Raw genomic sequence first — 20,430 nt, forward strand, 5'->3', positions numbered from 1 at the left:
CACCCGTTTCATTGCGGTATCTTCAGCTTCTGCCCCGGGAAGATCCAATGCCCCGGCTGCCGGATATTCCGTTTGCTGCGCTTAATCATGGCGGTTTTATTCGCGTTCCAGATTTTCCGCCACTCTGTGTGTTTTCCGTAAAACCTGCCGGCGATGTCCCAAAGCGTATCCCCTTTTTTGACGGTATATGTTTTGGGTGAAGCTTTGGACGGGCGCTTCGCTTTCGTTTTTTTCTTTTGTTTGATTTTTCTTGGCGAAGCGGTTTTATATTCTTTCAGTACGATATCAAAATTCCGGTCGCCGATTTCATTGTCACCTTCGCTGTAATTAAAGCTTTCAATACTGCATGTGACATTGATTTTTGTCCCTGTAATCAAAAACTGAACGGGTTTTTTCGCTTTCATCCATGTTTCAATGGCTGAAATGGCTTTTTCCGGCGAAGGGATGCTTTGATATTCGGCAATCGGGCTGTACCGTTTCGGTAAAAAAGAAGAGAACGAAATTTCTTTCGCTCCAGGTTCTTCGATAAACGTCACCTCTCCAAGTCCGGTGACTTTCACGGAATCATTCTGCACGCTGTTTGCGATATCAATCGCTTCAGGGAGAACGGGAAGCCGGAGCTTGTCCTTCCCCTGAGACAGCCAAAATTCGTAAACAGATTTAGTCAAAAGCAACGGCCCCCTTTGCTCCGGTATAAATGTCTTTTTGCAGTTCATCAATCAGCGCCTGTTTGATTTTGGCGGCGAGGCTGTCGGCGTCCTGTCCGTTATGGAAATGCTGATCGCCGCTGAATTCGATTTTAATTTCTTTTGTTCCCGTTTTTTGAACGGTTTGTCCGCCGCCTTTAACGGCTGCGGATACCGTGCCGGCTGAAAGCGCCGCCGGTTCCGTCTGGGACGGATCGGACACTTCCATGCCGAGCGCCTGAGCCGCTTTTTGCAGCAGATAACGGCCGCGGATGCCCCGCTCTTCAGGGATGATCCACTCCCGTTTGTTCCCTTCGCCGACACGGGCGATCTGCTCCTTGGTAATCAGACCCCCATTGGCATAACCGACGTACGGGCCGCCATGAGCCATACTTTTAATCCCGGGGACATTGCTGATCGAGCCGTATCGGCTTTTAATATAGCCGATAGCGGCAGCGGCGTTGTGGATTGGATTTCTGATATCATTCATGCCCGGCGCTTTGTGATCTTCAAAGGTGCTCGGAATCGTCTGCATAAGCCCCTGTGACGGGTGTCCGGCTTTGGCGTTGCTGTCCCATAGATTAATGGAATTAGGGTTGCCTCCTGATTCATTCTGTGCGATCGTCATTAATCCGGGAAGCCAGCTGATCGGCGTATTGGTCGCTTTCATTGCGGCCAATAGCCACTCTTTGACGCTTCCTCCCGCTGCACCCATGCCGGAAAAGGCCGCTGCAAGCGAGCCTGCCTGTTTTTCGGCGTATTTTTTCACGTCAACTGAGCTGAGCCCTTTGACGACGCCGACTGAAGCAAAGCGTCCGAGACTCATCATGACACGGGAAGGAGAGTGAATATCAAGCTCTTCCCTGAATGCGTCCTCGACTTTTTTGGCCAAATCTTTGGCCGCCTGTTTGACTTCGCTTCCCTTCGCATTCATCCCTGATACGAAGTGTCCGATCAGGCCTGATCCCCAGCCGTTCGCGGAATCTCTTGATTGCACAAACGGTTTATTGATATGTGTGCTTACGTATTGCGACGTTCCCGTATCTTTTGCATTCTGTCCGGCCGAATAACCTTTCACTGTGGCGGCGCCCCATGATGACGATTGATTAACCGCCGATTGATAAGGTGTTTTCACCTTTGTTTTTAAAAACGAATCGGTGCCCGTCGGCGATGTATTCTGACCTTTGGCATAGCCCGCAGCGACTTGCTTTCCGTAACCGGGTGAAGACGAAATGAGGGCATTGAACGGCGTTCCGATGTTTTTCTCCTTCCAGCCGTCCATATCCACCGATTTATTGCTGATTCCGCTGTCAAAGCCTTCAGTAAAGTGTTTGCCGAGTGATGAAGCCGTCCCGCCAAGTCCGGATGCCTCTACAGACGCTGCGGCCGATACAGATGCAGAAGAAGAAACACCGCCCGCTCCCGCCGGCACAGCGGAAGACTGAGCCGAAGCCGCACCCATATCATCGACAACACGCATGCCGAGCTTAGACGCAGCTTGTGAAAGCAGCATCTTCCCGCGGCCGCGATTGTTGTCGACGGGGATGACAAATTCTTTACCGGCTTCACCGATCCAGGAAATGGTCGGCTTTGTAATGTAGCCGCCCGTGGCGTTTTTGTCCGTTTTTTTCTTTTTATCTCCGCCGCCTCCTGTGACAAAGTCCATTACGCCTGAAATCAATTTGCCGCCGGTTTTATCCCAAATCTTTTTCACCCAGTCGAATGCTGCAGAAAAAGCATCTGATATGGCTGTTCCCACTTTTACAAGAGGTTCTTTTATATGTTTCTCAAACCAGCCGCTTAACCCTTTCCATATATCCTTTACCGTATCTAAAGCAGTCGTGAAAGCGTCTGATATTCCTTTTCCGACTTTTTCCACCATGTTTTTCACCGGGTTCCAGACAATATCCATGAACCAGCCGGATACCGTACTGAAAACAGATTTAATTTTATCCCAAGCTCCTGTGATTTTACTCCAAATGGACGTCGCTACTCCGACGACAGCCGATTTTACGGGCTCCCAGACAGTGCTCATAAACCAGACGGATACTGTGCTGAAGACACCTTGAATCGTCGTCCATGCATTCACGATATTTGACCAGATGCTTGTCGCCGCTCCGACGACAGCCGTTGAAACCGGCGTCCATACATTCTCCATGAACCAGGATGACACCGTGCTGAAAATCCCTTGAATCGTCGTCCACGCATTCACGATATTTGACCAGATGCTTGTCGCCACTCCGGCGACAGCCGATGAAACCGGCGTCCATACATTTTCCATGAACCAGGATGAAACGCTTCCCCAAGTATCTTGTATTGTTGTCCAAGCACTTTGCGCCGCTTCGGAAATATCATTCCATGTGTCTTTCAAAGCCCCTGAATCAAAGGCCTCTCCCAAGCTGGAACCGCCTAGACTGCCGGCGATGCTGCCTACCGCGCCGCCGATTAATGTGCCCACTCCGGGAACAACGCTGCCGATTGCCGCTCCGGCCGCGGCTCCTGCAAGACCGCCGCCTGCTGAGCCGACCTTCTCTCCTGCATTATCTTTATTGATGCCGGCTAAATCAGTAAGTGATAACAATTCACCTATGCCGGGAATTCCTTTAGCGGCACCTTTTAACCCTTTCATACCGCCTTTCAGCGCCTTTGAATTCCCTAAGCCTTTCAAAAGCCCGCCGATGCCTTTACCTGCCCCTTTTGTTTTCGGCGTGTTTACGGATGCCTGTTTGCTTTCCTTTACGGAGGAACCTCTTTTCGAAGATTTATTCCGCCCTTCGACTTTACTGCTTTTGCCCCTCGTCACTCCGGTACAGCAGCAGCCGCCCCCCAAAGCCCCGCCTGTTTTTTTGGCTGACCTTCCTGAAGATTTCGGTGATGGTCCCGTGCGCTGCGGACCCTTTGTCAGATCAGGACGCTTCGGGCTGTTGGTGCCGCCGGCAGAAAGGCTCCCCTTACTCTTTTCTTTTTTCGTGCCGCCTCCTAATAATCCGCCGACATTGAGTTTGCCTAATTTTTCAGCGATTCCTGAAAATATTTTTTCTATTAATTCCCCGGCTTTTTCGATGATTTTGTCCGGGCTGAATTTCTCAAATTTCTTGGCAATCTTGCTGACAATTTTATCAACAAATGCCTCAGCTTTTTCGATGATCGCATCAGGACTGAATTTGCCGAACTTTTTATCAATGCCTCCGAACAGTGAGGAAGTAAACTGCTCCACTTTTTCCAAAATCTTATCCGGATTGAGAAAATCGAATTTCTCAGAAATTCGGTCAATCGTGTCATTTACAAATTGTTCAGCACGGTCGATTAGCTTATCAGGACTGAATTTACCGACAACGTCGTCGACTTTCTTCATAAACGAATCAGTAAAATGATCCAGCTCTTTCAATATGGTCTCCGGACTGAATTTGCTGACAACGTCATCAACCTTTTTCATAAATGAATCAGTGAATTTATCCAGTTCTTTCAATATGGCTTCCGGACTGAATTTACTCACGACCCCGTCTACCTTTTTCATAAATGAATCAGTGAATTTATCCAGTTCTTTCAATATGGCTTCCGGACTGAATTTACTCACGACCCCGTCTACCTTTTTCATAAACGAATCAGCGAATTTGTCCAGCTCTGCTAATATCGTCTCCGGGCTGAATTTGCTCGCAATCTCGTCCACTTTTCCCATGAATGAGGTCGTGAACTTATCCAGCTCTGCTAATATCGTCTCCGGGCTGAATTTGCTTGCGATTTCATCCACTTTCCCCATGAATGAGGTCGTGAACTTGTCCAGTTCGGCTAATATCGTTGCCGGGCTGAATTTGCTTGCAATCTCGTCCACTTTTCCCATGAATGAGGTTGTGAACTTGTCCAGCTCGGCTAATATCGTTGCCGGGCTGAATTTGCTCGCGATTTCATCAACTTTCCCCATGAATGAGGTCGTGAACTTGTCCAGTTCGGCTAATATCGTTGCCGGGCTGAATTTGCTTGCAATCTCGTCCACTTTCCCCATGAATGACGTCGTGAACTTGTCCAGCTCGGCTAATATCGTCTCCGGGCTGAATTTGCTTGCAATTTCGTCCGCTTTTCCCATGAATGAGGTCGTGAACTTGTCCAGCTCGGCTAATATCGTTGCCGGGCTGAACTTGCTTGCGATTTCGTCCGCTTTCCCCATGAATGAGGTCGTGAACTTGTCCAGCTCGGCTAATATCGTTGCCGGGCTGAATTTGCTTGCGATTTCATCTACTTTTCCCATGAATGAGGTCGTGAACTTGTCCAGCTCGGCTAATATCGTTTGCGGGCTGAATTTGCTTGCAATCTCGTCCACTTTCCCCATGAATGAGGTCGTGAACTTGTCCAGTTCGGCTAATATCGTTGCCGGGCTGAATTTGCTTGCGATTTCGTCCACTTTCCCCATGAATGAGGTCGTGAACTTATCCAGTTCAGCTAAAATCGTTGCCGGGCTGAATTTGCTCGCGATTTCGTCCACTTTTCCCATGAATGAGGTCGTGAACTTGTCCAGTTCGGCTAATATCGTTGCCGGACTGAATTTGCTTGCGATTTCGTCCGCTTTTCCCATGAATGAGGTCGTGAACTTGTCCAGTTCGGCTAATATCGTTGCCGGACTGAATTTGCTTGCGATTTCGTCCGCTTTCTTCATAAAGCTTGCAGCGAATTTATCCAGTTCCGCTATGATTGTTTCCGGATAAAATTTGGATGCGATGTCATTGACTTTTTTCATGAAGGTGTCTGCAATGGAGTCAAGCATTGAAAAATCATTTTTCGGCGAAGCAGGAGCAGCAGATGCAGAAGCTTTTCCGACGTCCGGCATATTCTTTTGCATTGCAGACAGCTGTGCTGTCACCGTTTCGTTTAACGATAATTGAATGACATTGTTTTTCCCCGTCAGCGAATCCATCCCCGCTGAAATTCGGCCGACTGTTTTCATGACGTGATCTATGACGCGTATAGTGACAGAGTACCCGTTCTTTAACGCAGATTGCATGTAGCGTTTGATACGTTCCATGGCAGGAGTCACTTCGTCTGACGCATACAGTGAAACGGTAAATCCTTTAAAACCGGCAGCCAGATCCCGCAATCTCTCAAATGCCGCTGTCGCGCTGTCTTTTGCTCCTATTTTAACGGTTAAAGACGCAGGCAGACCCGCTAATTGGGCTTGCACCTTTTGAATGACGGCACTGGCTCCGTCTTCAGCTGAAATAGAGATCATTTGTGCGCCCAGCTTTCTTTTCATAGAGCGCTGGATGCGGTCAATTGTTCTTAAAACAGATTTACTCTCTTTGCGTATATCAATTTCACTTTGGCGTTTTGTCATTTTCCTGTATTTCTCAAGCGCTCTGAAGCCATTTTGGATTTTCCTTATTTTCTTTGAAACCCGATCTTCCAATTCAAAACGGGCGGTCAGCTTTGCCATGATGTCGCTCCCCCTTTCTTCGCTTGTTTTTCAAGAATGTCCAGCTTGTAACCGATTAAACCGTACAACAGCGCCTTAAAATGTCTCGGTGCTTCATATAACTCTTTCAGTTCTGATGGAGAATAATGAAGCTCATGCATCGCGTAATAGAGATACACGGCTTCCTTATTCCCATCTTTTATCAGTTTTTTGCTTCTTGCTCCAGATCTTCTAATTCATCTTCAAAACCGTTGATCTCAATCGCTTTATTCAGCCAATTTGCATACTCACCGCCGACTGAAAGAACGCGTTTTGCCACCTCGACCGGATCTGCCGTTTTGTAAGCGTCGCGGAGCTCCTTAGACCGGAAATCAGGGTAAATCGTAGATTCAACCGCGATCCGCGCATAGAAGCGCTGGCTGTCTAAGTCTTTTACGCGGCCTCTGCCCTTCACATTTTTATATGTCGTGCTTTCCTTCTCCAGTTCGTCAATGCGCTCAGTCGTAATGGCTTTAAAAATAAAAGGCACGATGTTTCCTTTTTTATCGACAAAACGCTTTGAAAGCGGAACCCGGATCTCCTCAGCCTCGACTGTTTTACCCGGCATAAAGAATGACAGATCATATACTTGTTCGTTTTTTTCGCTCATGATGAAAACTCCCTTACTCTTTTTTTTATAAAAAACAGGCCTGTTAAAGACCTGTTTCACTCATAATGATTCTGATTAAAACGTTTCAGAAAGCTTTTCCGGCACATCGAAATCTTCAAAGGTAAACGGCACTTCTTCTTCGAGCGCTTCTGAGTCTACGTCCAGTCCAGCGATTTTTGCAGAATCAAAGTTGACGTCATACAGGGTGACGCGTTCTGTTCCGCGGCCTGATGATTTGTCGTCAAGAACGGCTTGCAGCGTAAAATACGGGTCGCTGCCTTTTTTCACGTAATCCATCATAAGCACAGCGAATTTGGATGTGACCTTATAGAATGTTGCCGTGCCCGTTCCGTTGGCGCCTGTTGTTTTATGTCCCGTCATGCGGCGGCCCATGATGTTTACTTCTGATTTGTTTTTTTCCACGTTTGCTTCAAACGTTTTAATATGCGCCATCTCTTCTCCGTCGAGAAATAAACGGCCTTCTTTTCCTGAAATTGTGTTTTGCGCTTTTAATGCCATCTTAGTTTACCTCCACATTAAAGTAGAATTTTTCTGCCGCATCTACAGGCTGCACGGCGAGATCGATTAAAAAGCCGTCGCGGTCTTCATTAAGGCCGATTGTAATGTCTTTGTCTGAATCAAAGTTAGCGATGCCGCCCGCATCCTGAAGCGTTGTCAAATATTGAATAATCATCGTTTTGACGAATTGAAGGCCGTCATTTGTCGCTGGAAGATCGCTTCCGGTGCCTTTTTTCGATTTGATTAAGGCTTTCAGTTCACGTGTCAAATCGTTATTCACCGCATCAAGCACACGGACGATTTTGTTTTTCGCGAACTTTTTGTTTTTCTCTGCCGTAAATGTCACCAATGAGTTGATATCTTTTTCAACGCTGACTGACTTATCACGGGCATCATAAGAGAAAAGGAATTCACCTTTGGAAAGACGTTCGATCACTTCATCATGAGTCAGGCGGTGCAGCACATCGACGGCGCCTTCGTATTCAACGAATGTTAAGGATTGATTAAATGCGGCGCTGGCACTTGCGCCTGCCACCCAGGCGGTCGCATCTTCAGCTTTAATCTCAGTTCCGTCTTCCAGCAGCACACCTTCAGTCACATTGATAATGCCTTCATAATCTCCGCTGTAATGGGCAGTCACCCCTTGCACTTTCTGTCCCTGCGCATCGCGAAGGCGTTTAATGAATGCGGCAAATGTCGCTTTCAGCTGATCGTTTTCCGCGACAGGAAGAGCGATGACATCGAAATTCTCCGTTTCAGCCGCAACTAAAAAATCCGTATAGTCTGAGTTGACCGGTGCTTTATCAGTTCCTCCCGCGAGACGGATGCCTGCCTGCGGGTTTAACGTTTCCCCGGATTCTTCCTCAGTGCCTGTCAGCGGGATGGAAGCCGACAGTTCGCCCGTTCCCGTAAATGTGACATAGCCGTTTGCTTTTAATTCTTCGGCTTTTTTCACCGTTTGTTTGTCAACTTCCGCTTCATCCATGTAAGTGGTCACATCGAAAGCGGTCTGATCAAGGACATTTTCACTGATGCGGATGATGATGTCATTTCCTTTTGAACCCCCGTACAAAGCGGTTGCTTTAACACCTTGCGAAAGATCTGCGCTCGCTCTGATTCCCTCTGTCAGACGGTACATCAAAACGGTTTTTGCTTTCTTTTTCGCCTCACGAAGCAGAATCAGTGACGGATCTTCAATACTGAGCCCCACTTTTTTATTCAAATCTTCAACGCTTGAAATGGAAACGAATGTTTTCGCTTCCCCCCAGCCGGATGCGACGGGAAGGGCGACAATCCCGCGTTCACCGATCGATACCCGCTCCTGGGCGGTTGTTTTAAAGTTAAAATAGATCCCGGCACGTTCTTTTTCTTTTCCTTGCGTAAATGTTCCGCCGTTCATTATTGCATGACCTCCTTGGTTAAAAATGCTTCAATGTAAGACTTGGCTTGCGCTTTTGTCATTTGTTTTTGCTTCACGCCGAATAAAGCCCCCTGGAGAATCTCGGGTTTTACGCCGAAAAGCTCCTTCGCGTGCTTTGTTAAATCCGCCGTGTCATAAAGAACCGCTCGTTCCGCAGTTGCGGCGTTTTTCTTTTTATATTGTTTCACTTTTCTTTCACCCCGCTGTTAATGTCCACATCCCGCAGTGCGGGTGATGTTTGTTTCTGATAGTAGTAGCGGCTCGTCCAGCGGATGGTGATCACTGCCTCGCCTTTGTCTCCGACTCTTGTTTCGATACGGCTGATGCGGACGAAATCACCGGTATCCTCCCCTGATTCCGTAAGCAGCGGAATCAGCTGTCTTGATTCTCTCACCGCATCGGCGATCCGGTCGGCTGCATAGAGCGCCTGCACCGAGTCGGCATGGAACAGCTTCACATTCAGACTGTATGTCTTCTTAAAGGTGGAGACTGTGTCATTCTCGTCAAAAGCATACGGGGGCGGGATGTAAAGTGACGGCACCTGAAATTGTTCAGGCAGTTCATTTTCATATACGGGCACGCCGCATTGCTGATACAAAAAAGCGGCGATTGAACCGGTTTCGCGATTCATCCGATATCTCCCCCCAACGTGTTAAGCCACTGATTGAAACGCTTATCCAGCGATTCGGCGAAGAGTGTTTCATACAAAAGAAGGGCTTTGTCCCAAAACCCATTTCCGCTGATCCACTGTTTTTTGAGCGCCATTCCCGTTGAAGCTGACGGATCATAGATGAACCGGGAGCCTTGAAAATACCCGGGCACCCATCTGACATTTTCATCTGAGACGGTCCAATGTCCGTCATTTATGAATGAGGCATACTCTGCATTGGTGCCGATTTCAAGGGTCAGTCCCCCGTTTTCAATGATCCATACGTGATTCTGCGCTCCTTTTCGGAAAGAAGACAGCAGGCTTTCTGTATCAATCCCTCCCGAATGAATAAGCTCCTCCCGTACCAAGTCGAGAAAATCCTCTCCTGACTGTTCCAGCCATTCGCCTGCCTGACGGGCAAATTCTCCGGATGATTGCTTTTGCAGCGACCGATTCCATTGTTCAAGGTTTTTTATGCTCATAGTCTGTCATCTCTCACAGCGATAACCTCCCAATGGTGCTGTCTTGCTTTCTTCGGCATTTCCAGAATATACGCCTGGCCTTCCCAAATGATTTTGTCATTGACACGCACAACGGCCTCTTTCGGAAAATGAACGAGAAACCGCTGATATACCTTATGATCAGGCTCAAGCTGAATAAGCTGCTGCTGTTTTTCAACAAACAGACACGGCACGTCTTCAGCATCGGGCACTTCCGGATAAGAAAAGACAGGCTGGAGCTTTTCGGCGGGAATCCCGAAGCGTCCGGCCTTCGGAACTGACACCGTCTCATGATAAATATCGCATCTGTCAGTGAGCAGCCGTTCGTAGCTCATAAAGGTCTCACCTTTGCGTGTGCAGAAACCGGGGAATAACCCGGCGCGATATATTCACAGAGCAGATGATGCACCGCCGGTTTTCTGATTCCGCCTTCACCTGCCACCGTATACGAGTAGTCGCCTATCTTTTCAGATTGATAGGCGGAAGCGGCTGCTTCATTCTGGTTGATCAGCGCAAAATATTGAGAAAGCTTTAATAACGCAAGCTTAATCTTTTCGGGAAGCGGTGAGTAAACAGGGTCAGTGAACGAATGCCCCGCTATTCTGGCCGCTTCCGCCTCCGCCTCCAGAATGTCCTGTATAAGAAGCGCCTCCGGCCTGTTTTTGACTTGATCATAAACTGAATATGAAACAACGTCAGACGGCTGAATTAACATAACTGCCACCCCCGTCTTATTCTTTAACGTTTACGATTTTGGCGCTTGCATCTTCTTCTTCAAATTTGCTGTCAAGTTTAGCCGTCAGTACGATAATAAATTTGCGGCTGCGAATATCTTTATCTACTTCGATTCGGATATTTCTTGAAAAACCGAGAATGATATTTTTCGGGTGAGTCAAAATGATGTCAGACGCATCGTACTGGGAATCACCTTCTCCGACTGAGTACGGCTGCAGATTGGACACTCCTTTGACCGGAACGCCGAATGCTGAAGACAAACCGCCCTGCACCGCAAGATCTCCCAGATTGGTCTGACGGTCAGCCACACGGTCTTTCCATTCAATCTCCATGCCTTGAGATGTGTAAAATCTGAATTCCTGAGGCAGTCGCAAATATTTTGCCGGAATGGCTTTTAAGCCTTTTTTAAATGTCGCTCTGGACAGCTCTTCCCCGTTTCCGTCAATGACGTGAGATACAGTCTGCTTTCGGATTCCGTCAAGCTGTGCCAAGTACGGATCAGAAGAAGATGTATCGCCGTTTACGACAAGCTCCTCAATATCGACTGCCGCCCGCTCCGCCAAAATCTGCATGATCGTCTGCTGCAGGCCGTCTTTTTCAATATTGTTTTCAAGCGTGTCATAGGTGATATTAATTTCCGCAATGACTTCTTTCGTATTCAGCTGCACCGTACTTGTTGCCGGGACGGTCAGCTGATCGTCAGTTAAAGCTTTTCCTTCCTCAGCGGCACGCAGAATACGCTGGCCGAAACCGATTTTTTCAAATTTCTGCGAGTCATTTTCCATTTGAATCACACGCGATTCGCTGAAAATGGTCGGCGTGTTCTGCACCATGCGGATAAATGCTGAAGCTTGTGCGGGGTTCATTAAACCGCCGCTTTTTAAAGCGGAAAGTGACATTTCCGCCTTTCTGATGATATCTTGATTTCTCACTCTACAGTTCCTCCTTCTGACTGGGCTTAAAGCAGTCCGCTCCAAATGGATTTTTTAACAGGCTCTTGCCCGCCCGTCTCTTCTTCCGGCTGCTTTGATGCGCCTCTTACTTTTTCAAGCGCTTCAATGCGTTTAATAATCGGCGCCAGCATGTCCTCAACAAGCGTTTTCAGCTTTTCTTCATCAGACGGCGCAGCCGCCCCGTCTTTGTCTTCCGTGTTCTGGTCCAAACTGTCAAGCCGCTTTAAAAGCGGGTGCAGCGCGTGTTCAATCGATTCTCTTACGTCTTCTTTTCTCATCTTGTTCAAGTCCTCTCCCTTGCGGTTTCTTGATTTGCGGTCACGGTCGAGAAATTGCTTGACCGCGCCGAATAAGCCGGCTTGCTTTTCTGCCGGCTCTTCGTAAACGTCAGCGGTTCCCGCCATGCTGTAGCCCGTAATGATACCGGCTTTAATCTGATCCCATACTTCATCGGAAGCTTTGGTGACAAGCACCCAAGATCCTTTCCGGATCACAGCATTCCCGATTTCAAAGTCATCCGGGGCGACGTACGACTCCACCACCTCGCCGGTCCCGCCTTCAAAGTTATGATTTGTATCGATGTTGCGGGCGTCCGCCAAAAAACCGTGAGCGGCCTTTTCAATCTCTTCAGCCGTCATATAATCGCCATGTGCATCGGGGACATCCGGCTCGTAAACGATGCCGTAAACAAGCTTCTGCTCATCCGATTCGTTTTTTGTAAACACCTGCACCTTTTTTTCAAATGACGGAAGGCCTCCGGCTGATTTTGTAAAAAAGAATTCCGTTTGGTTCGCCGCCTTATCGACATAGCTCACAAAACTGATGACGGCATTTCTCAATTCTCTCGGCACGAGATGTTTTCACCCCCTTTCAGGATTGCTCCTTTTTCCCTTTCAGCACCGGCCTGCTGTAGTACTCTTCAGGCCATTCCTCAAGCGTCTTGCCGAGCACTCTTCCCGCCAGATCACGGAGGTCATTAGGAGAGACCGCGCCGGCGGAAATAAATGGCGTAAGCACCTTCGCAATTTCAAGCGGATCGCGAAAATCAGGCCCTTTTAATGTGAGCTGTACATCGTGGAGACCCAGTTCAGGCAAAAATAACGTGTTGAGCTTATTAATCAGCGTTTTCCGCTCCGGCTGAAACACCTGCTCCTCCGTGATTTTCCGTGCCGTATCGGCTGTGGCTTTGTTGTATTCCTGCGCCTCGCCCGTATAAAGCGGCGGGAGACGGAAAGCGGAACGGAGTTTATTTCTGCTTTTGTCGTCATATTCAAGAAACAGCGCATCATCCTGCAGAATTTCCGCAAGTGATTTAATTTCCACAGACACGGGCGTAATGTCTTCGCCTCCGTGTAGGTCTTTTTCCTTCGCAATGCCTTCCGCCTCAATCAGCAGAAATTTGTGGGCGTTTTCCACCCCTTCCAGGTCATTCATATAATCCTGAAGCTCTTTGTACGAGGTTTCTGACAGCATGCCGTTTTCAACCGTAATGGCGGCCGGCACATGACGGCCCTGCTTGAAATACATAAAATTCAGTTCTTCCGCTTTCCGGGCGCCGTACAGATTGACGATATTGCCGACCCAGCGCGGAATGCCGTAAGTGCCGCTGCCGATTTTTAAGTGAATGGCTTCATTTGCCCGGTATTCTTCAGACAGGGTCTTTACGTATTCGCCGGTTCTCATGTCCATCATGCGGGGATCGCCGTATTCCTTAAAAAACACTTTCCGTCCGTTCAGCATCTGAACATATTTACGGAACCGTTTTTGCCTTTTAATCGTTTTGGATGCGCCGTTTTCTTCATATGAAAATGTAACTTCAACGGGATCAGTCACACCGCAGACGCGCATATGTTTTACATCCAGATATTCAATCCCCGCCGGTTTTCCCGCGCCGTCCCGAAGCACTTCGAGGAAACCGTTGCCCGTTTTTTCGCGGTCTTCTATCGCATATCCGAGGACCGTCTCGGCCGATTCATCAAAATGAAGACATTTGTAAAAGCTCTCCAGCTTCATCCAGTTTTTTTCGGCCCGGGCCTTTTTTGACGGGGAGCAATCTGGGCTATTTACATCAAAGGTATATTCCACATCGAACCCAAAACCCGTAATATTGACCCGATACGCGTCAATGCACTGCTGAAGAATCGTCGAGTATTCGGCGATTGTTTTCAGTTCAATGAGATTATAGGGCGGTGAAATGATGTCTTCGCCGTACAGATCGGCAAATTGATCTTCGTTCATCTGCCTTGCCTGCGGCGCGGCCATTTTTGATTTAAAGACGGTGGCTCTAACGTTTTGATAGTTCGGCAACGCCTATCTCCTCCTTTCCCGATTCGGACGTCTCCGTTTTTGTGATGCATCTTTCAGATCCGCCGCGTCATAGTCATCCAGCGCATACCAAATGGCTGAAAGTGTGTGGGGATCAATCGAAAACTCATCTTCCGACAGAGCGCCGTTTTTGTTTTTTGCGTACGTTAAGTTCTGCAATTCGCGGATCGTATTTTCACAGCTGTCTGAGCAATAGATGTGTCTGAACCGTTTCAGCCTTTTTGTATACTGAAGTCTTGAGCCCGGAAACTTTTTGGCCGCGACCATGCAAAATCCCTGCCTGCGGAAATATTGGATGCTTTTCGGCTCAGCCGAATCCGCTTTGATCAGCTCTTTTTGATCCGCCAATTCCTGAAGCTCCTCAGCTGTCTGATCATCGGTCATTTTGTTTTTGTAATACTCCCAGAAAATATAAAGATCTTTTTGATCCGGATCGACGGCAAGCCGAATGACCGCATTGTATGACTCTTCAAAACCGAAATCCATGCCCGTCCGAAACAGGGGGCGCCTGATGGAAGCAATCCGCTCCGTTACTTCGTTGTGCTCCATGACCTGAAACTGCGGAAACACGCGGATGCCGTTGACGCCGAACTGTCCTTTGCGGGCGATCCGGTATAAATCGGGATCGTAATGCCGTAAGCTGTCCAGCTGCTTAATATAGCTTTTCGGCAAAAACAGATTATCGCACGCTGTGGAATGGTGGTAATACGTATCTCCCTTAACGACGGTGCCTTTTTCATACAGCGTCTGATCATCCAATACGAACCGTTTTTTTTGCTCATCACGAAAAAAATGCCGATACGTCCAATTGGAGGTGCCGACGGGATTTGTGGTGCATATCATATGCAGCGAAAGCTCGGGATGACGCAGACGGCCGATCAGCTCCTTAAAGCCTTCATACTTCACTTCAGAGCATTCTTCAATCCAAATCAGTGAAATATGATGAATGGATTTCAATTTGGCCGGGTTGTCCATCCCTTTAAACATAATCCGGCTTCCGTTTGAAAATCTCAGCTGCATCGGCGAAGAAACGGCCTTTACGGCATGTCCCAGCTCAAGCTCCTCGATAATGTCTTCAAACAAGGCAAAAGTAGAATCCCTGTGCGTATCGAATACTTCCCGCACGACAAGGGCCGTCCGCTTTTCACGAAGCAGCTTCAGGATGATTTTCAGCGCGGTATGATAGCTTTTTGACGAGCCGTAGCCTCCAACGAGAAATTGGTACGTTTCATTCCAATTGAACAAATAATCTTCAAAGCGCGGGTTGACCGCTTTTTCAATCATGTCCGTTCCTCTTTCCGCGTAATGACAATGTCAATCGGCTTTTGGCTGTCTTCTGTTTTTTCCATCTTCTGCTGAGCCAGCTTTAATTTTTCATTTTCGATTTTTTGTTTAAATTGATCGGGGAAAAGATCAAAGTACAAGGACAGCTTTTCAAGAGCCTTCATCTTGTCGGCAAGTTTTATTGCAATGCCTTCTTTCCCGAGTTTTGCTTCCGTGACGATGGTTCCGTCCAGAAGGTGCGAATCTTTAACGTCAACGTAGCTGATCTCCTGCATAATCGGATTATCATTTTCGTCAAAGAGCGGCCCTGATTTTCCGAAGGCCTGAACCTCTTTTTTTCCGAAGGTTACATAATCGGTAATGTCGGCGAAAGCGATTTTCACATAGACTTGAAGAACGTCCATCGCTTCGACAAACACTTTATTGACCATTTCCTTTTTCATGCGGCTGATTTCTTTAGCGACTTTTTCGTTTTTTAACAGCCTGCTTCCCGTCACATGCGCGCTTTCCGGTGAATACCCGGCTTTTATCGCAGATTGGGTGGCGTTAAAGCTTTTCACATAATAAAGACAAAACAGCCGCTGGCGTTCGTTTAACTCATCACCTTCGCCCGGGGTGTTTTTTCCGCCGCTTTCCGCGTTCTTATTGAGCGCCTCGTCCCAGCGCCCTTCTTTTTTCCATCTGCCGATCGTTCTTGCGGATACGCCTGATTTGCCGGCAAGGGCGCGATTTGTGATGCGGCCTTTATGAGACTGATAGATTGTAAATGCCTGTTCTCTTTTTGCGTTTTTCATGCTACGGCATCACCGCCACCTCCGACATGATTGTCTATAATAAAAAGCGGCTTCTAATCGGGCCGCTTTTTCTGATCGTCTATTCACTTCTAGGTGGCAAACGTATGACAACTTATGAAGCAGGCGATTGATTTCTTTGTTCCTGCTGTTTTTGAATTTTTAGAAGCGCCCGTTTGACCGTCGTTTGTACGGTTGATTTCTTTACATTCAGCAAGGCGGCGATCCGTTCATACGAAAAGCATTCCGCTTTGTGGAGCAGCAGCATTTCTTTTTCTCTATCCGTTAAAACGGCTAATGCGTCCCGCAGTCTGATTCTGTCTTCTTCAGTCACATTTGCGGACGGTTCAAACATCAGCGCCTGCGAATAGGTTTCCATGATTCTCGGATCTTTAATGAGCATTCTCTGATAAGCGTCTCTGCGGTCTATCGCTCTTCTTATGCCGGGCTGCCGGCCTTTTTCAAGCCATTCGATGACATACTCCAAATCTGTAATAATCGTTCTGATGATTTTTTTATCTTTCAGTTCTTCTGAAGTAAGCACCGTTTCATCGGCTTCCTCCAGCTGCTTGTACCACTTTTTCGTCTCTTTCAGCGTGCGTTTATAGTCAAATAGTAAGTCTTCCATGTAAATCCTCCTCTTTTTCGGAACAAAAAAAGGACACCAACCAATGCGCAGCATGTGCGCGATTGATCAGTGTCCGCAGGCTTTCCGTCTTGGACGTATTCTGTTTTTTTCGATTAATTCAATTTAAAGCCGATTTCATATTCGACCCGGGCCAGATCCCCTTTTCGCGTTTCGACAAGCGTTTTGCCGTGCTCCGGCGCTTCGGCGAGCCATGCTTCCTTCTTCAGTCCGTCTACTATAATCACCCGAACCTTGCCTTCTTCCAGCTGGCTTTTTAATGTTGTATGTTCAATGTCAGTCAGTTTTTTAGGATTCATGTTTTACGTCCTCCGTCTTTTTCAAAATGTTCACTTCATGTATGAGGCTTCCGAGCTTATTTATGAACGCTTCTTTTTCTTCAGAACTTTCTCCCCGGAGCAGGCGGAGAGCCGTTTCGGCCGCCTCAAAGAGTTCCGGGGCTTTCGCCATCAATGCCGCGTTGATCTGCTGTGAGTATGAACTTAAGTTGAAAACGGCCGCGATGAGCCTTCCGTTTGAATAAGGGAACTTCTCTTTATCCGCTTCGCTGTAAGCGGAATAAATGTAAATGGGTTTTTCTTCTCCGCTGTGTACGGCCCGCCATGGAGCGGGGCTGTGTTTTTCTTGCAATGGTGATCCTCACTTTCCATCAGCCTCATGCCATGCTTCAATTTGCTTTTCTATCCGTTTTGCCCTGAACAGCAGGCAAAAAAGCCATTTGATATATTTACACACGTGCATCAAGCCTCGCTTTTGCGTCTTGAACCATTCGTTCAAGCCGTTTAATGACCGGCGTTAAATCAGTGCCTGTTTTGCAGTTCGGGCAAGGGTGAAAGACAGCGCCGAAACCCGTTTCCATCACAATGACCTTCTTCGGCCCGCACAGCTTACACATTATCTCGCCCCCTCTAATCTGTGGTTTACGTCAAATGAATTGCCATTAATGATGACTAAATAATCGCTGCACATCTCATAAATTCTTGTGCCCAAGGCTTCATCAACCTGCACCAATCCGTCACAGGCCAGCTCGCTCGAGATAAGAACCGGCTTATGATTTAAATAGCGGTAATTCACGACGGCGTACATTTGTTCAATCTGCCAATCGGTCGCCCGGGGTTTTCCGTTCAGCGGTTTGAACAGATCGTCAATAAAAAGCACATCCGCCTGTTTCATACGGCCAAGCTTTGCATCGAGCAGATCAAAATCATTTTTTAAATCCGTAAAGCCCTCCACAAAAGGAAAATACAGCACCGGTGTCTGCTTCTGTCTCATGACATAATTGCTGAGAGCGGTCAAAAGATGGGTTTTTCCCGATCCCGGACGCCCTAAAAGGGCAATGCTGTTTTTCCGGCAGTTTTTCATCTTGTCGAAGTTCTCAACATATTCAAGGGCGCACTCATATGCGTCGACGACTGCCTGAGGCTTGCCCCGCGTGATAAATCCTTTGAAATCCAGCTTCCGAAAGGCATCTGTAATCTCACTTGCGCCGAGAATGCGTTCTACTTTCCGTTCGGCGGCGCAGCGGCACTTAACCCATACTTCCATTCCCAGCTGGTTTTTGAGATAACCGCCCTGATCTTTACAGAGCGGGCAGTCAAAGCGGCTTTTGTCTGATTCTTCCGGTCTGTCCGCCAGTAATGGACGTTTTCCGTTTTTCAGGTCGGCAAGAATCTGCTCGATCGTTCGTTTTGTCATGTATCGTATTCCTCTCTTTTTTTGTTGTGATTGTCCTTCCCGCAATTCGTGCATTCAAGCGGTCTTCCATATACTTGGCGCAATAGCTGAAAGCCTTGATCGTTTCAGCTGAAGAGGTGCGCCGCTGTTCAAAAGCGGTAAAGCATTCGCCTAGCCATTTGATTGCTTCTTGTGCTGACGCACCGAGGGAAACAATACGGGCGATGGCCTGATAATCCCGGGGCGACGGGTATACGCTCCGCCCCTCCTGTGCAGACCTTAACCTGATAAAATGGGCGGCAATGTCGTTAATCGCTTCTTCAGCAGTATGATTTTTTGTTATATCTATTTCTCTCCGGACATTTTTGTCCCCGTGATCCGCCGATATTGTCCGGTCTGTAACTTCCGGACGGGTCAATGTCTTTTTCGGCGTGAATCTTTTCGAGTGCTTTACGGAGACGATGAGTCCGTAAGGGGCGCGGACGGTTTTGATATAATCATGCTGTTCCAAGCTCTCGAGCCACCGCCTGACGGTTTTTTCGCTGACCGCGAATACATCGGCCATTTCTCTTGCTTTTACGGGCTTATGTCCGAGGACGATCCCCCACTTTACGCCGTCTTTTACATGTTCCTTTGTCGTTGAGCTGATGAACCATAAAAACAGCCAAATGGCGGATCCCATTTTGTCATAATGTTCTGAATTCAATAATCCGGAATAGATGAAAAACGGGTAGCTTTTACGATTCATAAGGGACGTCTCCATTTTTCTTCAGACGTATATAGCGCTCATACTGCAATCGGTTATCAAATCGGAATACCGGTAGTCCGCAAGCGGTAAAAGATATCGAACCGCCTGCTTTTCCTAAACATCTCTGGTCAGCCGGATTGCTGCTGAAACGGATGATTATCGCCTGCATCTCTCACCCTCCTGATCAATTTCTTATCGTATTTCGATACATTTTGTATCCCTATGATGTTGATTATATACGATACATTTCGTATCATCAAGACCTTTTTGATACTTTTTTTATCATCCCTTTCTTTTGATACATTTTGTATCTATAATCATAAGTAACTTAGGGTGTTGAAAAAAGAGAGGTCATTTCGGATGATAGGCGGAAGATTAAAGAGTCTCAGAGGTAAGAAAACGCAGGAAGAAGTCGCAAATCATATCGGTGTCTCGCGCGCCAGATATTCTCATTATGAAAACGGCCGATCTGAACCCGATTACGACACGCTGCAAAAGCTTGCGGATTATTTCAAAGTGTCGACTGATTATTTGTTAACCGGAAAAGAACCTTCAGATGAAGACATGTTTGCCGATCCCGACCTGCAGATCGCATATCGGGACATGCAGGACTTTTCCCCGGAAAGCAAGCAGCAGGCCATTGAATTCATTAATTATTTAAAAGAAAAAGAGAAAAACCGCAGGCCGAAACATAAATAATCCGCTCTTTTCCTTTAAACTGCTTAACGTTCAGCCGATATAAAAGCTGAATGTTTATTTTTAAAAGAAAAGGGAATTGATTCAAAGTCCGATCAGGGCTTTTCTTTCTCGCTTAAAAAAGAACATATGTTCGAAAGGGTGTATTCAATTGGGCGATTTTTTAACACATCTTGAGGAATACGTCAAAAACTTATATTGCCGCATGGGAATGACCGCCCCTCTCCATATTGATATGCAGATGATTGCCAAGGAGCTTGACATTTGGATTCATTTTGAAGATACGCACAGTATGATGCTGAAGCGGGACGGCATGTACAGCATCGTCCTGAATCAAAAAAAGTCACCCGAAGAGCAATGGCAGGATTTTGCGCACGAACTGTGCCATGTGCTGAAGCATACCGGGAACCATTTTCATATGAACAAGCTGTTCAGGGAACTGCAGGAATTTCAGGCCAACCATTTTATGTACCACTTCTGTGTGCCGACCTTTATGCTGTTAAACATGGAGCTGCCCCAGCGGAGGAGCCACGCCGTTATTTTAATCGCAGCCGCTTTCCGGGTGACGGCATCATTTGCGGAAAAAAGGCTCGAGCTGTTTGAACGGCGTAAAGCAGGTATTCAATTTCAGAAGCGGCTCGCTTGTCTGTTATCCGACAAGCGGCCGAATGTGTATTATGGAAGCGGACAGACACACTTGCATGCCGCTGAAGAAAAAACGCCGTATTTTATTGAAAATTAGCGATTCTCC

Annotated in this window: 25 protein-coding genes; 2 read left to right on the forward strand and 23 right to left on the reverse strand. The window is 47.4% G+C overall.

Annotation, left to right across the window (positions count from 1 at the left end; translation table 11 throughout):
• Positions 1-8: 8 nt before the first annotated feature.
• The 23 genes from ACWJJ5_RS07970 to ACWJJ5_RS08080 form a co-directional block, all read right to left on the reverse strand.
• Entirely contained in the window at positions 9-668 is a 660-nt protein-coding gene (locus tag ACWJJ5_RS07970) for a LysM peptidoglycan-binding domain-containing protein (protein WP_094247023.1), read from the reverse strand.
• On the reverse strand, positions 661-6,111 hold the full coding sequence (locus tag ACWJJ5_RS07975; protein ID WP_454022328.1) for a transglycosylase SLT domain-containing protein: 5,451 nt from the start codon (positions 6,109-6,111) through the stop codon (positions 661-663). Before ACWJJ5_RS07975 ends, ACWJJ5_RS07970 begins: the two co-directional genes overlap by 8 nt.
• Positions 6,099-6,251, reverse strand: a complete 153-nt coding sequence (locus ACWJJ5_RS07980) for a hypothetical protein (RefSeq protein ID WP_015239684.1) — start codon at positions 6,249-6,251, stop codon at positions 6,099-6,101. The genes ACWJJ5_RS07975 and ACWJJ5_RS07980 overlap by 13 nt, the downstream gene beginning before the upstream one ends.
• A gap of 41 nt (positions 6,252-6,292) precedes the next feature.
• Positions 6,293-6,739: a phage tail assembly chaperone gene (locus tag ACWJJ5_RS07985; protein WP_003154836.1), complete on the reverse strand. Its 447-nt coding sequence runs from the start codon at positions 6,737-6,739 to the stop codon at positions 6,293-6,295.
• Positions 6,740-6,814: 75 nt separating this feature from the next.
• Entirely contained in the window at positions 6,815-7,258 is a 444-nt protein-coding gene (locus ACWJJ5_RS07990; protein ID WP_003154837.1) for a phage tail tube protein, read from the reverse strand.
• A gap of 1 nt (position 7,259) precedes the next feature.
• On the reverse strand, positions 7,260-8,657 hold the full coding sequence (locus ACWJJ5_RS07995) for a phage tail sheath family protein (protein WP_121984195.1): 1,398 nt from the start codon (positions 8,655-8,657) through the stop codon (positions 7,260-7,262).
• On the reverse strand, positions 8,657-8,866 hold the full coding sequence (locus ACWJJ5_RS08000; protein ID WP_003154839.1) for a hypothetical protein: 210 nt from the start codon (positions 8,864-8,866) through the stop codon (positions 8,657-8,659). Before ACWJJ5_RS08000 ends, ACWJJ5_RS07995 begins: the two co-directional genes overlap by 1 nt.
• On the reverse strand, positions 8,863-9,309 hold the full coding sequence (locus ACWJJ5_RS08005; protein ID WP_069473357.1) for a phage portal protein: 447 nt from the start codon (positions 9,307-9,309) through the stop codon (positions 8,863-8,865). Before ACWJJ5_RS08005 ends, ACWJJ5_RS08000 begins: the two co-directional genes overlap by 4 nt.
• Positions 9,306-9,809 carry an HK97 gp10 family phage protein gene (locus tag ACWJJ5_RS08010; RefSeq protein WP_173612675.1) on the reverse strand — a complete coding sequence of 168 codons (504 nt, stop codon included), beginning with the start codon at positions 9,807-9,809 and terminating at the stop codon, positions 9,306-9,308. Before ACWJJ5_RS08010 ends, ACWJJ5_RS08005 begins: the two co-directional genes overlap by 4 nt.
• A complete protein-coding gene (locus ACWJJ5_RS08015) occupies positions 9,806-10,162 on the reverse strand; it encodes a DUF3599 family protein (protein ID WP_007610806.1) in 357 nt (118 codons plus the stop codon). Before ACWJJ5_RS08015 ends, ACWJJ5_RS08010 begins: the two co-directional genes overlap by 4 nt.
• Positions 10,159-10,542: a protein YqbG gene (gene yqbG, locus ACWJJ5_RS08020; protein WP_070081674.1), complete on the reverse strand. Its 384-nt coding sequence runs from the start codon at positions 10,540-10,542 to the stop codon at positions 10,159-10,161. The genes ACWJJ5_RS08015 and yqbG overlap by 4 nt, the downstream gene beginning before the upstream one ends.
• Positions 10,543-10,558: 16 nt before the next feature.
• Positions 10,559-11,494, reverse strand: a complete 936-nt coding sequence (locus ACWJJ5_RS08025) for a phage major capsid protein (RefSeq protein ID WP_007407274.1) — start codon at positions 11,492-11,494, stop codon at positions 10,559-10,561.
• A 26-nt stretch (positions 11,495-11,520) separates the two neighbouring features.
• Positions 11,521-12,366: an XkdF-like putative serine protease domain-containing protein gene (locus ACWJJ5_RS08030; protein ID WP_015417286.1), complete on the reverse strand. Its 846-nt coding sequence runs from the start codon at positions 12,364-12,366 to the stop codon at positions 11,521-11,523.
• 19 nt (positions 12,367-12,385) lie between these two features.
• Entirely contained in the window at positions 12,386-13,777 is a 1,392-nt protein-coding gene (locus ACWJJ5_RS08035; protein WP_088005490.1) for a phage portal protein, read from the reverse strand.
• Between the two features lie 48 nt (positions 13,778-13,825).
• Positions 13,826-15,124: a PBSX family phage terminase large subunit gene (locus ACWJJ5_RS08040; protein ID WP_454022329.1), complete on the reverse strand. Its 1,299-nt coding sequence runs from the start codon at positions 15,122-15,124 to the stop codon at positions 13,826-13,828.
• Positions 15,121-15,918, reverse strand: coding sequence for a terminase small subunit (locus ACWJJ5_RS08045; RefSeq protein WP_165408939.1), 798 nt, complete (start codon positions 15,916-15,918; stop codon positions 15,121-15,123). The genes ACWJJ5_RS08040 and ACWJJ5_RS08045 overlap by 4 nt, the downstream gene beginning before the upstream one ends.
• A 112-nt stretch (positions 15,919-16,030) precedes the next feature.
• Positions 16,031-16,543: a sigma-70 family RNA polymerase sigma factor gene (locus ACWJJ5_RS08050; RefSeq protein WP_146283609.1), complete on the reverse strand. Its 513-nt coding sequence runs from the start codon at positions 16,541-16,543 to the stop codon at positions 16,031-16,033.
• A 113-nt stretch (positions 16,544-16,656) separates the two neighbouring features.
• Positions 16,657-16,860 (reverse strand): XtrA/YqaO family protein, encoded by a 204-nt coding sequence (locus tag ACWJJ5_RS08055; protein ID WP_003154859.1) that lies wholly within the window; start codon positions 16,858-16,860, stop codon positions 16,657-16,659.
• Positions 16,850-17,191 carry a hypothetical protein gene (locus ACWJJ5_RS08060; protein ID WP_039251797.1) on the reverse strand — a complete coding sequence of 114 codons (342 nt, stop codon included), beginning with the start codon at positions 17,189-17,191 and terminating at the stop codon, positions 16,850-16,852. The genes ACWJJ5_RS08055 and ACWJJ5_RS08060 overlap by 11 nt, the downstream gene beginning before the upstream one ends.
• A gap of 97 nt (positions 17,192-17,288) precedes the next feature.
• Complete coding sequence (locus tag ACWJJ5_RS08065; protein WP_095836059.1) at positions 17,289-17,456, reverse strand: hypothetical protein; 168 nt, start codon at positions 17,454-17,456, stop codon at positions 17,289-17,291.
• Positions 17,456-18,256 carry an ATP-binding protein gene (locus tag ACWJJ5_RS08070; RefSeq protein ID WP_063174228.1) on the reverse strand — a complete coding sequence of 267 codons (801 nt, stop codon included), beginning with the start codon at positions 18,254-18,256 and terminating at the stop codon, positions 17,456-17,458. Before ACWJJ5_RS08070 ends, ACWJJ5_RS08065 begins: the two co-directional genes overlap by 1 nt.
• Positions 18,156-18,983: a phage portal protein gene (locus ACWJJ5_RS08075; protein WP_454022330.1), complete on the reverse strand. Its 828-nt coding sequence runs from the start codon at positions 18,981-18,983 to the stop codon at positions 18,156-18,158. Before ACWJJ5_RS08075 ends, ACWJJ5_RS08070 begins: the two co-directional genes overlap by 101 nt.
• Positions 18,973-19,152: a hypothetical protein gene (locus ACWJJ5_RS08080; RefSeq protein ID WP_173612670.1), complete on the reverse strand. Its 180-nt coding sequence runs from the start codon at positions 19,150-19,152 to the stop codon at positions 18,973-18,975. Before ACWJJ5_RS08080 ends, ACWJJ5_RS08075 begins: the two co-directional genes overlap by 11 nt.
• A gap of 191 nt (positions 19,153-19,343) precedes the next feature.
• Between ACWJJ5_RS08080 and xre the strand changes: the two genes are divergently transcribed.
• The gene (gene xre, locus ACWJJ5_RS08085; protein WP_003154871.1) at positions 19,344-19,682 is read left to right on the forward strand and encodes an HTH-type transcriptional regulator Xre; all 339 of its coding nucleotides are present in this window, start codon (positions 19,344-19,346) and stop codon (positions 19,680-19,682) included.
• Between the two features lie 148 nt (positions 19,683-19,830).
• Positions 19,831-20,421, forward strand: a complete 591-nt coding sequence (locus tag ACWJJ5_RS08090) for an ImmA/IrrE family metallo-endopeptidase (protein WP_003154873.1) — start codon at positions 19,831-19,833, stop codon at positions 20,419-20,421.
• Positions 20,422-20,430: the final 9 nt, after the last annotated feature.

It is taken from the genome of Bacillus sp. JK74, assembly GCF_053663395.1.